General features: G+C 72.2%; 7 protein-coding genes. 4 read left to right on the forward strand and 3 right to left on the reverse strand.

Annotated elements, in window-relative coordinates; genetic code table 11:
- The first annotated feature begins 18 nt into the window (after nucleotides 1-18).
- Genes ABZU76_RS20700 through ABZU76_RS20710 form a run of 3 tightly spaced genes read left to right on the forward strand, consistent with a single transcriptional unit; the run spans nucleotide 19 to nucleotide 3533 of the window.
- Nucleotides 19-2625, forward strand: coding sequence for a LuxR C-terminal-related transcriptional regulator (locus ABZU76_RS20700; protein WP_354871810.1), 2607 nt, complete (start codon nucleotides 19-21; stop codon nucleotides 2623-2625).
- A gap of 11 nt (nucleotides 2626-2636) precedes the next feature.
- Nucleotides 2637-2786 (forward strand): LuxR C-terminal-related transcriptional regulator, encoded by a 150-nt coding sequence (locus ABZU76_RS20705; protein WP_354871812.1) that lies wholly within the window; start codon nucleotides 2637-2639, stop codon nucleotides 2784-2786.
- A gap of 45 nt (nucleotides 2787-2831) precedes the next feature.
- A complete protein-coding gene (locus tag ABZU76_RS20710) occupies nucleotides 2832-3533 on the forward strand; it encodes an MOSC N-terminal beta barrel domain-containing protein (RefSeq protein WP_354871814.1) in 702 nt (233 codons plus the stop codon).
- Nucleotides 3534-3616: 83 nt separating this feature from the next.
- Here the strand turns inward: ABZU76_RS20710 and ABZU76_RS20715 are convergent, their stop codons facing one another.
- The 3 genes from ABZU76_RS20715 to ABZU76_RS20725 form a co-directional block, all read right to left on the reverse strand.
- Entirely contained in the window at nucleotides 3617-4576 is a 960-nt protein-coding gene (locus tag ABZU76_RS20715; RefSeq protein ID WP_354871816.1) for an NAD-dependent epimerase/dehydratase family protein, read from the reverse strand.
- A 13-nt stretch (nucleotides 4577-4589) separates the two neighbouring features.
- The gene (locus tag ABZU76_RS20720; RefSeq protein ID WP_354871819.1) at nucleotides 4590-5882 is read right to left on the reverse strand and encodes a nucleotide sugar dehydrogenase; all 1293 of its coding nucleotides are present in this window, start codon (nucleotides 5880-5882) and stop codon (nucleotides 4590-4592) included.
- Between the two features lie 63 nt (nucleotides 5883-5945).
- Entirely contained in the window at nucleotides 5946-6629 is a 684-nt protein-coding gene (locus tag ABZU76_RS20725; protein ID WP_354871821.1) for a PIG-L family deacetylase, read from the reverse strand.
- A gap of 343 nt (nucleotides 6630-6972) precedes the next feature.
- Between ABZU76_RS20725 and ABZU76_RS20730 the strand changes: the two genes are divergently transcribed.
- On the forward strand, nucleotides 6973-17883 hold the full coding sequence (locus ABZU76_RS20730; RefSeq protein WP_354871823.1) for a type I polyketide synthase: 10911 nt from the start codon (nucleotides 6973-6975) through the stop codon (nucleotides 17881-17883).
- Nucleotides 17884-17890: the final 7 nt, after the last annotated feature.

Below are 17890 nucleotides of genomic sequence, written 5' to 3' on the forward strand. Positions count from 1 at the left end.
TGGGTCGAGGAGCTTGCGATGGGCGTGAACTGGGGGCAGAACCGCCGAACCGATCCGCAGGAGGCAGTGGGGTTTCTGGAAGGCCTGCTGATCGAATGCGACGCCGGTGCGGGGGAGACCGTGCTGGTGGGCGGCGGTCCGGCCAGCGGCAAGACACAGGTGCTGAACCAGGTGGTGGCACGGGCGAAGGAGCTGGGCATCCTCACGCTCACCGCGACCGGCGCGGCCGACGAGCGTGAGGTGGACGGCGGCGTGATCGACCAGCTGCTGGCCGGTCCCGCGCTGCCGAAAGCCGTGGCACGACAACAAGACAAGATCACCGAGCTGTGCGGCGCGCTGCACAGCGTGGCCCGCGAACGGCCGGTGCTGGTGGCCGTCGACGACCTCCACCACGTGGACGAGACGTCGGCACGGCTGCTGCTGAGGTTGCAGCGGCGCACCCGTTCGGCCGCTTTGCTGCTGGTGCTGACGCAGCCGGACACGTGGTACGCCGACGGCGGCCTCGAGTTCGCGTCGCAACCGCACCGCCACGTGCAGCTGACACCGCTGTCGATCGCGGCGATCGCGGAACTCGTGTCGGAAGACGGACCCCGTGCGCATGACGGGCTGCCCGAGCAGATCCACGAGCTCAGCGCGGGCAACCCGTTGCTGGTCACCGCGCTCGTGGACGCGTTCCGCAGCAGCACCGACTCCGGCTCGGCCTACTCCGAGGCCGTGCAACGGCTGCTGCACCGCTACGGCTCACCGATGCGTGAGGTCGCGACCGCGATCGCGGTGCTGGACACCGACGTCACCACCGAAGCCGTGGCCACCGTCGCCGGCGTGGACCCGCTCGACGCCGAGACGTCAGCAGGGCTGCTGGCCGAATCGGGCCTGGTCGCCGGTGTGCGGTTCCGGCAGCAGCCGGCCGCGGCCGCCGTGGTCGGCGGGCTGCGCGGCTCGGAGAAGGTGCGGCTGCATGCCCGCGCCGCCGAGGTGAAGCACGCCCGGGGCCTGCCGGCCGCCGACGTCGCCCGCCACCTCGTGGCCGCCGACGAGGCGAAACCCGAGTGGGCGCTGCCGGTGCTGGTGGAAGCGGCGGAGCAGGTGATGCTCGGCGACGACGTCGAGTTCGCGACCCGCTGCCTCAAGCTCGCGGCGTCCGTGACCACCGCCGCGTGGGAGCAGCAGACGATTTCCCAGCTGCTCGCGAAGATCACCTGGCGCGTCAACCCGGCCGCGGCGGCGCCGCATCTGGCTTCACTGCGCGCGGCGGGCGACGCGCTCGACCTGTCCGACCGGATCGCGCTCGCGCGGCAGTCGCTGTGGTTCGGTGAGCGGGACACCTTCGAGGGCGCCTTCGCGGCCCTCGACGCCGACGTCGAACCGCTCGACCCGCGCACGGCCGCCGAGCTGACGTTGGCCGGGCACTGGCACTACGGCGTCGCCCCGGCGGCCCCGAGCGCCGACGACCCGTGGCTGCACACCGCGAACACGCTCGCCTCCGTGTGGCACACGGGCGCGACCGAGGCGACGTCGGCGTGCGCGGAGCAGATCTTGCAGAACTGCCGGCTTTCGGACACTTCGCTCGAAGCGCTGGGCACCGCGATCGTCGCGCTCGCCTATGCCGACAAAGCCGACCGCGCCGAAGGCTGGTGCACGTCGCTGAGCGAAGAGGCCGAATACCGCGGTGCGGTGACGTGGAAGGCGATGCTCGACGCGCTCGGCGCGAGCCTGGTGCTGCGCCGGGGTGACGTCGCCGCGGCGACGGACCGGGCGAACCGGGCGCTGGCCCTGCTCGACGCGCCCAACTGGGGCGTCGCGATCAGCTACCCGCTCGCCACGCTGCTCTCGGCGCACACCGCGGCCGGCGCGTTCAAGGCCGCTGCGGCCGTGCTTCGGCAGCCGTTGCCGGAGGCGGTGTTCACCACGCTCGGCGGCGTGCGTTACCTGCGGGCCCGTGGCCAGTTCCACCTGGCCACCAACCGCGGTCTGGCCGCGGTCAGTGATTTCCAGCAGTGCCAACGGATCCTGCGTGAGCAGGAGCTCGACCTGCCGACGGTCGTGCCGTGGCGCACCGACCTCGCCGAGGCCAACCTGAAGCTGGGCAACCCGACGCTCGCCGTCGAGCTTGCCATGCAGCAGCTCGCGAGCGCGGCGCCGACCGACGCGTACTCGCGCGGTTCGGCCTTGCGGGTACTGGCTTTCGCCGGTGATTCCGCCGGCCGGGCGGGGCTGCTCAACCGGGCCGCCGAAGCGTTCAAGGCTTCGGGCGACCGGCTGGAGCTGGCCCGCACCACGCGGGCGCTCAACCAGCTCGGCCAGCGCGCGGAACGCTCCGCGGGCCTGGTCAAGCCGGTGCACGTGCCGCGCCAGGCCACGCGGGCGGTGACGTCGAGACCCGTGCCGCCCCGGCCCGTCGCCCCGCGCACGGAGGTGACGCCCGCGCAGACGACGCTCAGCGAAGCCGAGCTGCGCGTTGCCGAGCTGGCGGCCCACGGGCGCACCAACCGGCAGATCGCGGAGACGCTCTACATCACCGTGAGCACGGTCGAGCAGCACCTGACCCGGGTCTACCGCAAACTGGGCGTCGCCGGGCGCGCCGCACTGGCCGGCGAGCTCGCCGGCGCCGACAGCGGGCAGTGAGGGATCCGGTGGTGCTGACCGAGATCGAGCTGCTGGTGGCGGACCTTGCCGCGCACGGCACGAGTGTCCCCGCGATCGCCCAGCTGCTGGGAGTCTCCGCGAACGCGGTGGCCGACCACCTCACGGCCGTGTACCTCAAGCTCGGGCCGGCGGTGGCCTGAACTTCACGTGGGGGTGAGCGGGCCTCGGCCGGATAGGGTGAGGCGGTGCTGGGAGTGGTCGAGCGGCTGTGGCGGTATCCGATCAAGTCCACCGGAGGGGAGCGGCTGGACCACGTCGTGGTCGAGTCACGAGGATTCGCGGGTGACCGCGGGTGGGCCGTGCGGGACGCCGACGGGAAGTTCGGGTCGGGCAAGAACACCCGCCGGTTCCGCCGCATGCCGGGGCTGCTCCTGCTGGGTTCCCGTTGTCCGGAGGGGCTGGGCGAACCGCGCCCGCTCGACCCGGCCGGACAGCCGGTGACCGACAGCGAAGCGTTTCTGCGGGCGTACCTGCGCCGTGACGACGTGGTGCTGGCACGGGAGGGGGAAGTGTCGCATTTCGATGAGTTGCCGCTGAGCGTGCTGACGACGGCGACCCTCGACTGGGCCCGACGGGCTCTGCCGGGTGTGGCCGTCGACGAGCGCAGGTTCAGGCCGAACATCCTGGTGCGCACTCCGCCCGGTACCGCGCCCTTCGTCGAGGACGAGTGGCTCGGCAAAACCGCCGTGCTCGGCGGAGGAACGCTGATCGAGTTCGTCCGCTCCAGCGAACGCTGCGTCATGGTCGACGAGGCCCAGCCCGACCTGCCGCGATCCTCCCAGGTGCTCAAGACGATCGCCGCCGTGCACGACAACCGCCTCGGCGCGCTCGCCCGGGTACTCACCTCGGGCCGGGTGGCGCTCGGCGCCCCGCTCGCGTTTGCCTGACGTCGCGCACGTGAACGCGACGAAGGCCACCAGGTGCGGAACCTGGTGGCCTTCGGTGCTGGTGAGTGGCGTGACGACGTGGGTCAAGCAGTGCGGTCGGCGACAACCGCGGCGATGATGTCGTCCAGCGTGCGGGTGGGGACGAAACCGATCTGGTTGTACGCGCGGGTGCAGTCGGGGATGCGGCGCTGCATGTCCTCGTAACCCTCGCCGTAGGCCTGCTCGTACGGGACCTTCGCGATGGTGCTCGTCGAGCCCGTCGCGGAGATCACGCGTTCGGCCAGCTGCGCGATGGTGGTCTGCTCGTTGCTGCCGAGGTTGAACACCTTGCCGTACGCGGTCTCGTCGGCGAGCAGGTCGATCAGGGCGGGCACGACGTCGTGCACGTGGCAGAAGCAGCGGGTCTGCTGGCCGTCGCCGAAGACGGTGATGGGCTCGCCGGCCAGGGCCTGCGTGACGAAGCGCGGGATGACCATGCCGTAGCGGCCGGTCTGGCGCGGGCCGACGGTGTTGAACGGGCGCACGATCACCGTGCGCAGGCCGTGCTCCTTGGCGTACAGGTACGCGAACGTCTCGTCCAGCGCCTTGGCTTCGGCGTAGGACCAGCGGTTCTTCAGCGGCGAGCCGATGATGCGGTCGTCCTCTTCGGACAGTCCGTCGGCGGTGTTCTTGCCGTAGATCTCGCTCGTGGACGTCACGAGGATCGGGACGTCGTGGCGCAGCGCGGCGTCGAGCAGGTTCTCGGTGCCGTGCAGGTTGGTGCGCAGGCTCTCGAGCGTCTTGTCGAGGATGGTGAACACGCCGACCGCGGCGGCGAGGTGGAACACCGCGTCGACGCCGGCCATGCACGATTCGACGGCCGACGGGTCGGTCACGGAGCCGCGGACGAAGCGGAAGCCGGGGTGCCCGGCCACGGCGGTGAGGTTGTCGAGGGTGCCGGTGCTGAGGTTGTCCAGGGCGACGACCTCGTCGCCGCGGGCCAGCAGGTGCTCGGTGAGGTGGGAGCCGATGAAGCCGGCGCCGCCGGTGATCAGGTAACGCACGTCAGGAGTCCTCTCAGTTCGCGAACAGCGTGCGGTCGAAGCGGTAGGTGGCGTCGATTACGGTGCCGCACTGGGCGAGCCACTCGTAGGAGTGCCCGGGCTGGATCGTGTGGATCAGGGCGACGTCCCAGTCGCCGCCGTTCGGGTCGATGACGTTGTCGAGCGACCCGCCCGTCACGCGGACGTTCGGAACGAGCGGGTCGTGGTAGCCGACCTTGGCGCCCTTCGCGGCCAGCAGGTCCAGGATGTCGAGCGCGGACGACGAGCGCACGTCCTGCACACCCGGCTTGTAGGTCACGCCGACGACGAGCACGCGGGTGCCGGACATGCCCTTGCCGTCGCGGGAAAGCGTGTTGAGCACGCGGTCCACGACCTGCTTCGGGCGCTCGGCGATCGCGTGCATGGCCTGCGTGACGAGCGGCGCGTTGCTCTGCGTCGCGCGCAGCTGCCACAGCAGGTAGTGCGGGTCGCACGGGATGCAGTGGCCGCCGACGCCGGGGCCGGGGTGGAAGGCCATGAACCCGTAGGGCTTGCTGGCGGCCGCGTCGATGACCTCGATGGGGTCGATGGCGAAGCCGTCGCTGATCTCCGCGAACTCGTTGGCCAGCGCGATGTTCACCGCGCGGAAGGTGTTCTCGAACAGCTTGGTCATCTCGGCCGTCTCCGGCGAGCTGACGCAGTGCACGGCCGGGGTCAGCACGTTGATCACGCGCTGCGCCATCGCGGTGCACACCGGCGTGACCCCGCCCAGCACGCGCGGCGTCTCGGCCTGCGTGTGCGTGACGTTGCCGGGGTCGATGCGCTCGGGGCTGGACGCGACGAAGATGTCACGACCGACCGTGAAGCCCTTGGCGGTCAACGGCTTCACCAGCAGCCGCTCCGCCGTGCCGACGTAGCTGGTCGAGGTGAGGATCAGCGTCTGGCCGGGCCGCGCGTGGGAGATCAGGGCGGCGCACGCGCTCTCCAGCGGGCCAAGGTCGGGCATCAGGTACTCGTCGAGCCCGGTCGGCACGCACACCAGCACCGCGTCGGCCTCCGCCATGCGCGCGGAGTCGGCGGTGAGCTGGAAGTCCTCCTGGTGCACGGCCTTCTCGAGCCGGCGGTGGTCGGACTCGATGAGGTCGACCTCGCACGAGCGGATGGCGTCGAGGCGGTTCTGCGACAGGTCGATGCCGATCACCTCGACGCCGCCGGCGTGCAGGCCGAGCGCCGTCGGCAGCCCGACGTAACCCATGCCGATCACGGCGACCGACGTCAGTTTGGTGAGATCGGAGGTGGTCCGGAATTCAGCGACAGTTGTGGTCATTTCTCGTCACCCGTTTCTTGCAGGGCAGGGTAAAGGCAGGAAAGAAAGCTGGGGAAAACGCGCTCAATGCACGATCCGCACGATTTCGAACGCCTCGGCGAGCCCCGCCGAGACCTGCGAGCCGCGGTATTCGGCCAGGGCGCGTACGCCGCGTTCGCTGCGGGGGCTGGGCCACGGCTCGAGCTCCTTGCCGTAGGCGCGCAGCGCGTCGATCTTGCGGTCGAGGTGCGACTCGTCGAGTAGCTGCCAGTAGTTCGGGCGGAACGCGTTGGGCAGCCCCGAAGCTTCTCCGACATCGGTGGCGGAGCGGATCTCGAACGTGCGGACCTCCTTGACCGGGCCGCGGCCCGGCCGGCCCGCGACGCGAGCCGCGCGGCTGACCAGCGCGTGGTCGGTGGACAGGTCGCACATGCTGGTGGCGAACACCGTGTCCGGCTCGAACTCCCGGACCTCCTGCTCGACGACGCGGTTGAGGTCCAGGTGCCGTTCGGTGTCGAGGCGGTTGTCGCCGAACTCGTGGATGCTCACGCGCTCGATGCCGAGCGTCTTCGCGGCCAGCTCGATCGCGGCGGTGCGGTCGACGACACCGGTGCCGCTCACCGACCGCGAACCGTCGTCGTTGGTCAGGATGCAGAGCGACACGACGACGCCTTCGTCGGCGAGGCGGGCGATGGTGCCGCCGGCGCCGAGCGTCTCGTCGTCGCCGTGGGCCCCCACGACCAGAAGCTTCCGAATCTTCCTGTGCATAACCGATCCCCAGTCTCAGTCCAGCGGGCGAACCTCGGGCGAAAACGAGCGAGAGAATTGCTGTGAACGTGGGGAAATCTGTCACCCGGCCGCCGCGACCGACAACCCCTAAAGACCGTCTAAAGCGGACCTTGGTGCCCGGCGGAGAGCCTGGTGCAGGGGCTCTTAGGGGTGGGTCCGGCCGCGCTGGCGCTTCTATCGTCGGCCTGTCTGGCCTTACCGATCCGGCCAAAAGTGGGCGGGGACTCGGCCGGGCGTTGCCGCATCGGGCAACTGTTCCCGCTGTGACTGTGGCCGGATCGGTACCAAACAACACAGCGTCACCGGGAAGGAACGAGGACACGTGGGCAACTCCGAAGAAAAACTGGTCGGTGCGCTCCGAGCCTCGGTGAAGGAAACCGAGCGGCTGCGCGAGAAGAACCGCCGGCTCACCGAGGCCGCGCGCGAGCCGATCGCGATCATCGGCATGACCTGCCGGCTCCCGGGCGGCGCCGACACCCCGGAGGAGTTGTGGCGGCTGCTGGCCGGCGGCGTCGACGCCATCGGCGAGTTCCCGGCCGACCGCGGCTGGGACCTCGAGCGCCTCTACGACCCCAGCGGCGAACGCCCGGGCTCCAGCTACGTGCGCGAAGGCGGATTCCTGCACGACGCGCTGGACTTCGACGCCGATCTCTTCGGCATCAGCCCGCGTGAGGCCCTGCTGATGGACCCGCAGCAGCGGCTGCTGCTCGAGACGTCGTGGGAGGCCTTCGAACGCGCCGGCATCGCGCCGCACTCGGTGAAGGGCAGCCCCACGGGCGTGTTCGCCGGCACGATGTACCACAACTACCAGGGCAGCTACGGCTCGTCGGGCGTGATCTCCGGGCGCTTGGCCTACACCTTCGGGCTCGAAGGACCCGCGGTCACGATCGACACCGCGTGCTCGTCCTCGCTCGTCGCGCTGCACCTCGCGGTTCAGGCCCTGCGCAGCGGCGAGTGCTCGCTCGCGCTGGCCGGCGGCGTTTCGGTGATGTCGACGCCGCGCACCTTCGTGGAGTTCTCGCTCGACGGCACGCTCGCCCGCAGCGCGCGCTGCCGCACGTTCGCCGACTCCGCCGACGGCACCGGCTGGTCCGAGGGCTGCGGCATGCTGCTCGTCGAGAAGCTCTCCGACGCGCGCCGCAACGGCCACCCCGTGCTTGCCATCGTGCGCGGCACCGCGATCAACCAGGACGGCGCCTCCAATGGCATGACCGCGCCCAACGGCCCGGCCCAGCAGCGCGTGATCCGCCAGGCTCTGGCCAACGCGCGGGTGAGCCCCGACGAGGTCGACGTGGTCGAGGCGCATGGCACGGCCACCAAGCTCGGTGACCCCATCGAGGCGCAGGCGCTGCTCGCGACCTACGGCCAGGACCGCTCCGAGCCGCTGTGGCTGGGATCGATCAAGTCGAACGTCGGGCACACGCAGGCCGCTTCCGGTGTCGCCGGGGTGCTGAAGCTGGTGCTGGCGATGAACAACGGCGTGCTGCCGAAGACGCTGCACGTCGACAAACCGACCCGGCACGTCGACTGGAGTGCCGGGCGCGTCGAGCTGCTGACCGAATCTCGGCCGTGGGAGCGAGGGGACCGGCCGCGTCGGGGTGCGGTGTCGTGCTTCGGACTGAGTGGCACCAACGCACACGTGATCCTCGAAGAGGCGCCGGAGCCCGAAGCCGCCGACGGGCCTTCGCGTGATGACGCGGCGGTGCCGTTCGTGCTGTCTGGGCGCACGCCGCAGTCGCTGCGGGATCAGGCCACGCGGCTGGCGGAGCACCTCGTGGAGAACCTCGCGTTGCCGTTAGATGCGGCGCGCACGCTGGCCGTCGGCCGGACGCACCTCGACCACCGCGCCGCTGTGATCGGGCACACGGCCGACGAGCTGCTGGCGGCGTTGACCGCGCTGGCGAACGGCGAGCTCGGTGGCGTCAGCGGTCTGGCGCGGGGTGAGGCGACGCTCGGGTTCCTGTTCTCAGGTCAGGGTTCGCAGCGCGTCGGCATGGGCGCTGAGCTTGCCGCGAAGTTCCCCGTGTTCGCCGAGGCTTACGCCGCCGCGTGCGAGGAGCTGGACCGGCACCTGAACCGGCCGATCCGCGAGGTCGTGGCCGGTGACGCGGACGCGTTGGCACAGACGGGGTACACGCAGGCCGCGCTGTTCGCGTTCGAGGTCGCGTTGTTCCGGCTGGTCGAGTCGTGGGGTCTGGCGCCGTACGCGGTGTGCGGGCACTCGATCGGCGAGCTGGCGGCCGCCCACTGCGCCGGCGTGTTCTCGCTGGCCGACGCGGCGAAGCTCGTCGCCGCACGGGGCAAGCTGATGCAGGCGCTGCCCGCCGGCGGCGCGATGGTGGCGATCGAAGGCACGGCCGACGAGGTCGCGGAGCACGATCCCGAAGGGGCGGTCGACGTCGCCGCGGTGAACGGGCCGCGGTCCGTGGTCATCTCCGGGGCGGAGGATGCCGTGCTCGCCGTGGCGGAGAAGTTCGCCGGGCGTCGCACGACGAAGCTGAAGGTGTCGCACGCGTTCCACTCGCGGCTGATGGAGCCGATGCTGGCCGAGTTCCGCGCGGTGGCCCGGAGCATCACCTACACCGAGCCCACGCTGTCGGTCATTTCCAGCGTCACCGGCGGTGAGGTCTTCGCCGAGCTGACGGATCCCGAGTACTGGGTGCGTAACGTGCGCCGGCCGGTGCTGTTCGCCGACGCCGTGCGCGCGCTGTCGGCCGAGGGCGTGAACCGGTTCCTGGAGCTGGGCCCGGACGCGCCGCTGACGGCCGTCGTGCCGCAGTCCTCTTCGGACAGTTCCGTCGCGGTGGCCGCGCAGCGTCGGGACGTCGCCGAGGACGTCGCGTTGGTCACGGCGCTCGCGACCCTGCACGTCCGCGGGATCTCGCTCGACTGGGCTGCACACTTCGCCGCTCGCGGCGCGGAGCGCGCCGACCTGCCCACCTACGTCTTCCAGCACCAGCGCTACTGGCTGGAGGTCTCGTCCGACTCCGGTGACGTGACGTCGATGGGCCTCGACCCGGTCGACCACCCGCTGCTGGGCGCGGCGACGCTGCTCGCCGACGCCGAAGGCCTCGTCCTGTCCGGCCGGATCTCGGCGACCACCCACCCGTGGCTGAACGACCACGTCGTCGGCGGCGCGATCCTGTTGCCCGGCACGGCTTTCGTGGAGCTCGCCGTGCGCGCGGGCGACGAGGTCGGCTGCGGCCGTGTCCGGGACCTCACGCTGCACGCGCCGCTCGTCCTGCCGGAGAAGGGCGCCGCTCGGATCCAGATCCGCGTCGGCGCTCCTGACGCCGACGGTACGCGCCCGATCAGTGTCCACTCGCGACCCGACGACCTGTCCACGGCCAGCGCGTGGACCCGCCACGCCGACGGCACGCTCGCTCCGAGTTCCGCAGGCGCCGCGTTCGATCTCAGCGCGTGGCCGCCGGCCGGCGCCGAGGTGATCGACCTCGACGGGATGTACGACCTGCTCGCCGACCACGGCATGGCCTACGGCCCCGTCTTCCGTGGCCTGCGTGCCGCGTGGCGCAGTGGTGACGACGTCTTCGCCGAGGTCGCGCTGCCCGAGCAGGACCGCATGAGCGCGGAGGCGTTCGGCCTGCACCCCGCGGCGTTCGACGCGACCCTGCACGCCGTGGGCCTCAGCAGCGCGGCCGGTGAAGGCACGACGCTGCCGTACGCGTGGTCCGATGTGGAGCTTCACGCCGCCGGCGCCTCGGCGCTGCGGGTGCAGGTCCACCCGACGGGCGAGCAGACCGTGGAGCTCCGGCTCGCGGACACCAGCGGCGCGCCGGTCGCCCGCGTCGGCGGCCTGACGCTGCGCAGGATCAGCGAGGAGCAGCTCGCGGCCGCGCGCTCGACGCCGAGCAGCACCGACTCGCTGTACGCGCTCGACTGGGTCTCCACAACGCTGCCCGAAGCGAGCAGCACCGACTACACCGTGTACGAAGCCGGCACCGGCAACGACGCGGAGAGCGCCCGGACGGCTGTCCACAATGCACTGATGGCGCTGCAGTCGACGGCCGAGGACAAGCTGGTCGTGGTGACTCGCGGCGACCTCGCTGGTGCCGCGGTCGCCGGCCTCGTCCGCTCGGCGCAGGTCGAGAACCCCGGCCGGATCGTGCTGGTCGAAGGCGAGCCCACCCCGGAGCAGCTCGCCGCGATCGCGGTGGCCGACGAGACGGCCGTGCGCGTGTCCGGCGACGACGTGCGCGTGCCGCGGCTGGCCCGCGCGGTGCCGGAGCCGGCCGAACCCGTGGACTGGGCAGCCGGGACGGTGCTGCTCACCGGCGGCACCGGCGCGCTGGGCCGGATCGTCGCGACGCACCTGGCTCAACAGGGCGCGAAGAAGCTCCTGCTGGTCAGCCGCCGCGGCAAGAAGGCGCCGGGTGTTGCCGAGCTGGTCGCGCGGCTGGCCGAGCTCGGTGCCGAGGCCACCGTGGCCGCGTGCGACCTCGCCAGCGCGGCCGCCGTGAAGCGGCTGCTGAAGAAGCACCCGGTCCACGCCGTGGTCCACGCGGCCGGCGTCCTCGACGACGGCGTGCTGCCCTCGCTCACGCCCGAGCGCATCGACGGTGTCTTCGACCCCAAGGCTCTCGCCGCCTGGCACCTGCACGAGCTGGCCGGCGACGTCGCCGCGTTCATCACGTTCTCCTCGGCCGCCGGCGTGCTCGGCGCACCCGGCCAGGCCAACTACGCCGCCGCCAACGCCTTCCTCGACGCCCTCGCCGCCCACCGCCGCGCCGAAGGCAAGCCGGCACACTCGCTGGCCTGGGGCATGTGGGAGTCGGCCGCGGGCATGGCCGGCGAGACGCACGGCAAGCAGGGCAGACACGGCCTCGGCGCGTTCACGGCGGCCGACGGCCTCGCGCTCTTCGACGCGGCCGTCGGCTCGGCCGGCGACGTGTTCGTGCCGATCAAGCTCGACCTGCCCGCGTGGCGCGAAGCCGGCGGCGTGCCCGACCTCCTGCGCGGCCTCGTCCCGGCGGCGCGGCGCACGGTCTCCGACCGCGAGGCGGGCGCGGACTCCCTGCTGGGCAAGCTGATCCGGCTGCCCGCGGACAAGCGGCTCGACCACCTGCGTGAGCTGGTCATCGCCCACGCGGCCGCGGTGCTCGGGCACGGTTCGGCCGACGTCGTCGACGCCGACCGCGCGTTCAAGGACCTCGGGTTCGACTCGCTCACCGCGGTCGAGCTGCGCAACACACTCAACGAAGCCACCGGGCTGAGCCTCACGGCCACGCTCGTCTTCGACTACCCGACCGCGGGCGATCTGGCCGCGCACCTGCACGAATCACTGCTCGGCGACCTCAGCGACGCTGCCGAGTCCGAGCAGACCGTAGTCGCCGTCGGTGCCGACGAACCCATCGCCATCGTCGGCATGGCCTGCCGCTTCCCCGGCGGCGTGCGCACACCCGAGGACTTCTGGCAGCTCGTCGCGAACGGTGGCGACGGCACGTCGCGCTTCCCCGAGGACCGCGCGTGGGACCTCGACTACTGGCTCGGGATGTCGGCGGCCGCGGGCAAGGAGCCCAACGGCGGCTTCGTCACCGACGCCACCGACTTCGACGCCGGCTTCTTCGGCATCAGCCCCAACGAAGCCGTGATGATGGACCCGCAGCAGCGCATGCTGCTCGAGGCCGTGTGGGAAGCGTGCGAGTCGGCGGGCATCAACCCGTTGGCGCTCAAGGGAACCGACACCGGCGTGTTCGCCGGCGTGATGCAGTCGGACTACGACCCGGGCCCGCTCGGCACGCTCGCGCACAACGGCCTGTTCCGCGGCTCCGGCGCACTCGGCAGCGTGGTCTCGGGCCGCGTCGCCTACACCTACGGGCTGGAGGGCCCGGCCGTCTCGGTCGACACCGCGTGCTCGTCTTCGCTGGTGGCCCTGCACCTCGCGATCCAGGCGCTGCGCCAGGGCGACTGCTCACTCGCCCTCGCCGGCGGCGTGTCCGCGCTCGTCTCACCGGAACCGTTCGTGCACTTCGACAACAGCGGTACGGCCTCCGACGGGCGCACGAAGGCGTTCTCGGCCGCGGCCGACGGCGTGGGCTGGGCCGAGGGTGTGGGCCTGCTCGTGGTCGAGCGCCTCGCCGACGCGCAGCGCAACGGCCACGAGGTCCTGGCGGTGGTCCGCGCGAGCGCGGTCAACCAGGACGGCGCGTCCAACGGCCTCACCGCGCCCAACGGTCCTTCTCAGGAACGCGTGATCCGCCGCGCGCTCAAGCTCGCGGGGCTGACCGGCGCGGACGTCGACGTCGTGGAGGGCCACGGCACCGGCACCACGCTGGGCGACCCGATCGAGGCCAACGCGCTGCTCGCCACCTACGGCCGCGAGCGCTCGGCCGACGACCCGCTGTGGCTCGGCTCGGTGAAGTCGAACATCGGGCACACGCAGGCCGCCGCGGGTGCGGCCGGGGTCATCAAGATGATCCTGGCCATGCGTCACGGCGAGCTGCCGATGACCCGCCACGGCGACGACCCGTCGCCGCACGTCGACTGGTCGCCGGGCACCGTGCGGCTGCTCGCCGAGACGATCCCGTGGCCCGAGCGCGACCGTCCGCGCCGCGCCGCCGTTTCGGCCTTCGGGTACAGCGGCACCAACGCCCACGTGATCGTGGAGCAGGCGCCGCCCGTCGCCGAGCCCGAGCCGGTGCGGGCCGCCGGTGAGCGTGGCTCGGCTCTTCCGCCGTGGCTGCTCACCGCGCGCACGCAGGAAGCCTTGCCGCTGCAGGCTGCCGCTCTGCTGGCACACCTTGAAGAGTGTCCGGACCTGGACCCGCTCGACGTCGGGTTCTCGCTGGCCGTGCGCGAACCGGCGCTGTCCTACCGCGCGGCCGTGGCCGGCGACAATCGGGCCGACCTGGTGGCGGGCCTCGCCGCGCTCGCCGCGGGGGAGGACTCGGCGGCCGTCGTGCGCGGCATCGCCCGCGGTGGGGCGACCGCGTTCCTCTTCCCGGGGCAGGGCACGCAACGGCCGGGGATGGGCCGTGAGCTGTGCGCCGCGTTCCCGGTGTTCGAGCATGCGTTCAGCCAGGCGAGCGTGCTGTTCGACGACCACCTCGGCCGCTCGCTGCGTGAGGTGATGTTCGCCGAAGAGGGTTCCGTCGACGCGCAGCTGCTCGACCGCACGGCGTTCACGCAGGCCGCGCTGTTCACCATGCAGGTGGCGCTCTACCGGCTGGTCGAGTCGTGGGGCCTGCGGCCAGGGGTATTGCTGGGCCACTCCGTCGGCGAGATCGCCGCCGCGCACGTGGCCGGCGTGCTGTCGCTCAAGGACGCGGCGAAGCTCGTCGCGCACCGGGGGCAGCTCATGCAGGAGCTCTCCGGCGGTGCGGTGTTCGCGGTCGAAGCCGACGAAGCCGAGGTGACGCCGCTGCTCACCCCGGCGTGCGGGATCGCCGCGATCAACGGCCCGCGCTCGCTCGTGGTCTCCGGTGCCGAAACCGACGTGCTGGCCATCGCCGAGCACTTCCAGGCGGAAGGCCGGCGCACCAAGCGGCTCGCGATCAGCCAGGCCATCCACTCGCCGCTGCTCGACGAGATCCTCGACGAGCTGCGCGAGATCGCCGAAGAGCTCACCTACGAGCCGGCCCGGCTCCCCGTGGTGTCCACCGTGGACGGTGCGGTCGTGGACCCGGAGCGCTGGTGCGACCCGGAGTACTGGGTGGCGAACTGCCGCCGGTCCGTGCGGTTCCTCGACGGCGTGCGGGCACTGGAGGAGTTCGGTGCCGCGCGGTACGTGGAGCTGGGCACCGACGGCACGCTCGCCGCGATGACTCAGACCTGCCTCGCCGGCGACCCGCGTGACGTCGTGGTGATCCCGCTGCGCGCCAAGGCCCAGGGCGAGCTGCGCGGTGCGCAGCTGGCCGCCGGCCGGTTCTTCGCGCACGGCCTCGGTCTCGCGCCCGCCAAGCTGTTCCGCGGCGCCGAGCAGGTGCAGCTGCCGCCGTACGCCTTCTGCCGCACGCGGTTCTGGCCCGAGGTGGACATGGAGGCCCTGCACGCCACCGGTGACCTCGTGACGACCGGGCTCGACGCGACGGAGCACCCGCTCGTGGCCGCGTCGCTGACGGTGGCCGGTTCCGCGCAGGTGGTGCTGACCGGCCAGGTGTCGGTGCACACGCACCCGTGGCTGGCCGACCACACCGTCGGCGGCGCGATCCTGTTCCCGGGCGCGGCTTTCGTCGAGCTGGCCGTGCGGGCCGGAGACGAAGCCGGCTGTCCGCGGATCGACGAGCTCACGCTGGAGGCGCCGCTCGTGCTGCCCGAGCTCGGCAAGGTGCGGCTGCAGGTGGTGGTGGACGAGCCGGACGGCTCGGGTCGCCGCCCTGCGTCGGTGTTCTCGCAGGCCGACGCCGCCCAGCCGTGGGTGCGCCACGCCGCCGGGGTGCTCGCTCCCGAGACGGGGGCTGAGCCCGCCGGGCTGTCCGTCTGGCCGCCGGCGGGTGCGGAACCCGTTGAGCTGGACGGGTTCTACGAAGGCTTCGCGGCCGCGGGCCTGGGTTACGGACCGGCGTTCCAGGGGCTCACGGCCGCCTGGGTGTCGGGTGACGAGGTCTTCGCGGAGGTTGTGCTGGAGGACCCGGCCGCCGAGCGGTTCGGGTTGCACCCGGCCGCGCTCGACGCGTCGCTGCACGCCATCGGGCTCGCCGAGAGCGTGACGGTCGAGGGCGGGCTGCCGTTCGCGTGGACCGGCGTGCGGCTGCACGCGGTGGGCGCGAGCCGGCTGCGGGTGCGGATCACACCGCTGGGCGCGGACTCCGTGGCGATCGAGCTCGCCGACCAGACCGGGCGTCCGGTCGCGTCGGTGGACTCGCTGGTGCTGCGGGCGGGTGCCGGTGGCACGACGGTCGCGCGGGCGCCGGAGTCGTTGTTCGGCTGGGCTTGGCTGCCCGTGCCGGTGGCCGGTGGTGCGGACGTGCCCGTGCTGTTCCCGAGCCTGGACGCGGTGCTCGCCACCGGGCCGGTGCCGGACGTCGTGGTGCTCGATCGCCGTGCCTCGGCTGTTGTCGGCGACGCGCTGGAGGATGTGCAGAACTGGCTTTCCCGGCCGGAGTTCGCGGCGGCCACGCTGGTGGTGCTCACGAGGGGCGCGGTGGCGCGCGAAGGTGAGGACGTCACGGATCTCGCCGGGTCCGCGCTGTGGGGCCTGGTGCGCGTGGCGCAGTCGGAGAACCCGGGCCGGTTCGTGCTCGTCGACTCCGACGAGGCTTCGCTGGCGCTGCTACCGGGTCTTCCCGGCTCCGGAGAACCGCAGTTCGTGCTCCGCTCGGGCGTTGCGTACGCAGGGCGGCTCACGCGGCCGGCACCGTCGGCCGAGCCGGAGGCCGCGTTCGGTCCTGAGGGGACGACGCTCGTCACCGGGGCGACCGGTGCGATCGGTTCGCAGCTCGTGCGGCACCTGGTGACCGAACACGGCGTGCGGCGGCTGGTGCTCGTGAGCCGGCGAGGCTCGGCTACCGGCCTGGTCGACGAGCTGACCGAGCTGGGTGCTTCGGTGACCGTCGCGGCCTGCGACGCCGCCGACGAAACCGCGCTGGCCGACGTGCTCGCCGCGATCCCGGCCGAGCACCCGCTGACCGCAGTGGTGCACCTGGCCGCCGTCGTCGACGACGCGACACTGCCGTCGCTGACCCGCGAGCGGCTCTCGGCGGTGCTGCGGCCGAAGGCCGACGCGGCGCTGAACCTGCACCGGCTCACCGAAGGCCTGGATCTCTCGGCGTTCGTGCTCTTTTCCTCCGTCGCCGGGCTGCTCGGCAACGCGGGCCAGGGCAGCTATGCCGCGGCCAACACGTTCCTCGACGGCCTCGCCGCGCACCGGCGGTTCCGCGGGCTGCCCGCGCAGTCGCTCGCGTGGGGTCTGTGGGAGGACGCGGGACTCTCCGAAGCAGACCGGGACCGGTTGGTGCGCAACGGAATCTCGCCTCTGTCCACCGAGGAAGGAATGGCGCTGTTCGACGCCGCCCTCGCGCGGCCGGAGGCACTGCTCGTGCCGATGAAGGTGCTCGCCGGCGAATCCGAGGACGTGCCGCCGGTGTTCCGCGCGCTCGTCACGCCTTCACGGCGCACGGCGTCGCGGGTCGCGAGCGACGCGGAGGGGCTGAAGCGGCGGCTCGCCGGACTCGAACCGCTGCAGCGCGAACGGGCCGTGCTGGACCTGATCCTGGACCGGACGGCGGCGCTGCTCGGGTACGCCGGCGGCACCGCGATCGACGCGTCGCGGCACTTCCTGGAGTCGGGTCTCGACTCGCTCACGGCCGTCGAATTGCGCAACGGCCTCAACGACGACACGGGGCTGCGCCTGCCGGCCACGGTGGTGTTCGACCACCAGACCCCGGCCGGCCTGGCCACGCACCTGCTGTCCGAACTGGACACCACGGTCGCGGCTCCGGCGCAGGACGACTCCCTGCAGGAGCTCTTCGCCGACGCGGTCCGGGCCGGCCGGGTGCAGGACGGGCTGAGCATGCTGGGCGCGGTCGCGAACCTGCGTCCCGCGTTCACCTCGCCCGCCGACGTCGACCGGCTGCCCGCACCGGTGCGGCTGAAGGAGGGTTCGGCGGCCACGCAGCTGTTCTGCTTCGCGACGCCGGTCGCGACGGGCGGGGTGTACCAGTACGCGAAGCTCGCCGCCGGCTTCCCCGGCGACCACGAGCTGCACGCGGTGCCGATGCCGGGCTTCCTGCCCGGCGAGGCGCTGCCGTCGACCCCGGAGGCGATCGTCGAGGTCCTCGCGGAGAGTCTGCGCAAGGCGGCGGGCGATCGTCCGTTCGCGCTGCTGGGCTACTCGTCGGCGGGCATCCTCGTCCACGCTGTCGCGGAAACTCTGGAACGCACGGGCACCCCGGCCTCGGGCGCCGTGCTCCTGGACACCTACGTGATCCACGAAGGTGCGGGTGAAGACGTCCGCGCCAGCGAGGAGGCCGCCGCGGACCTCGCGAAGGGCATGCTGCGCCACGAATCGCAGTACGGTTCCTTCGACCGCACGAAGCTCACGGCGATGGCCCGCTACATGGACCTGCTGCCGCAGATCACCGTCGCGGACCTCGCCACGCCGTCTCTGCTCGTGCGGCCCACGGATCCCTTCGACCCGGCCGCCACGACGTGGCAGACCACCTGGTCCCACGCGGGCACCACCCGCACCGTCCCGGGCCACCACTTCACCCTCATCGACACCGACGCCCCGACCACCGCCCACGCCGTCTCGGCCTGGCTCACCGACCTCGCCTGACCCCCTG

Origin of the sequence: Amycolatopsis sp. NPDC005232 (assembly GCF_040607795.1) — a bacterium.
GTDB lineage: Bacteria > Actinomycetota > Actinomycetes > Mycobacteriales > Pseudonocardiaceae > Amycolatopsis.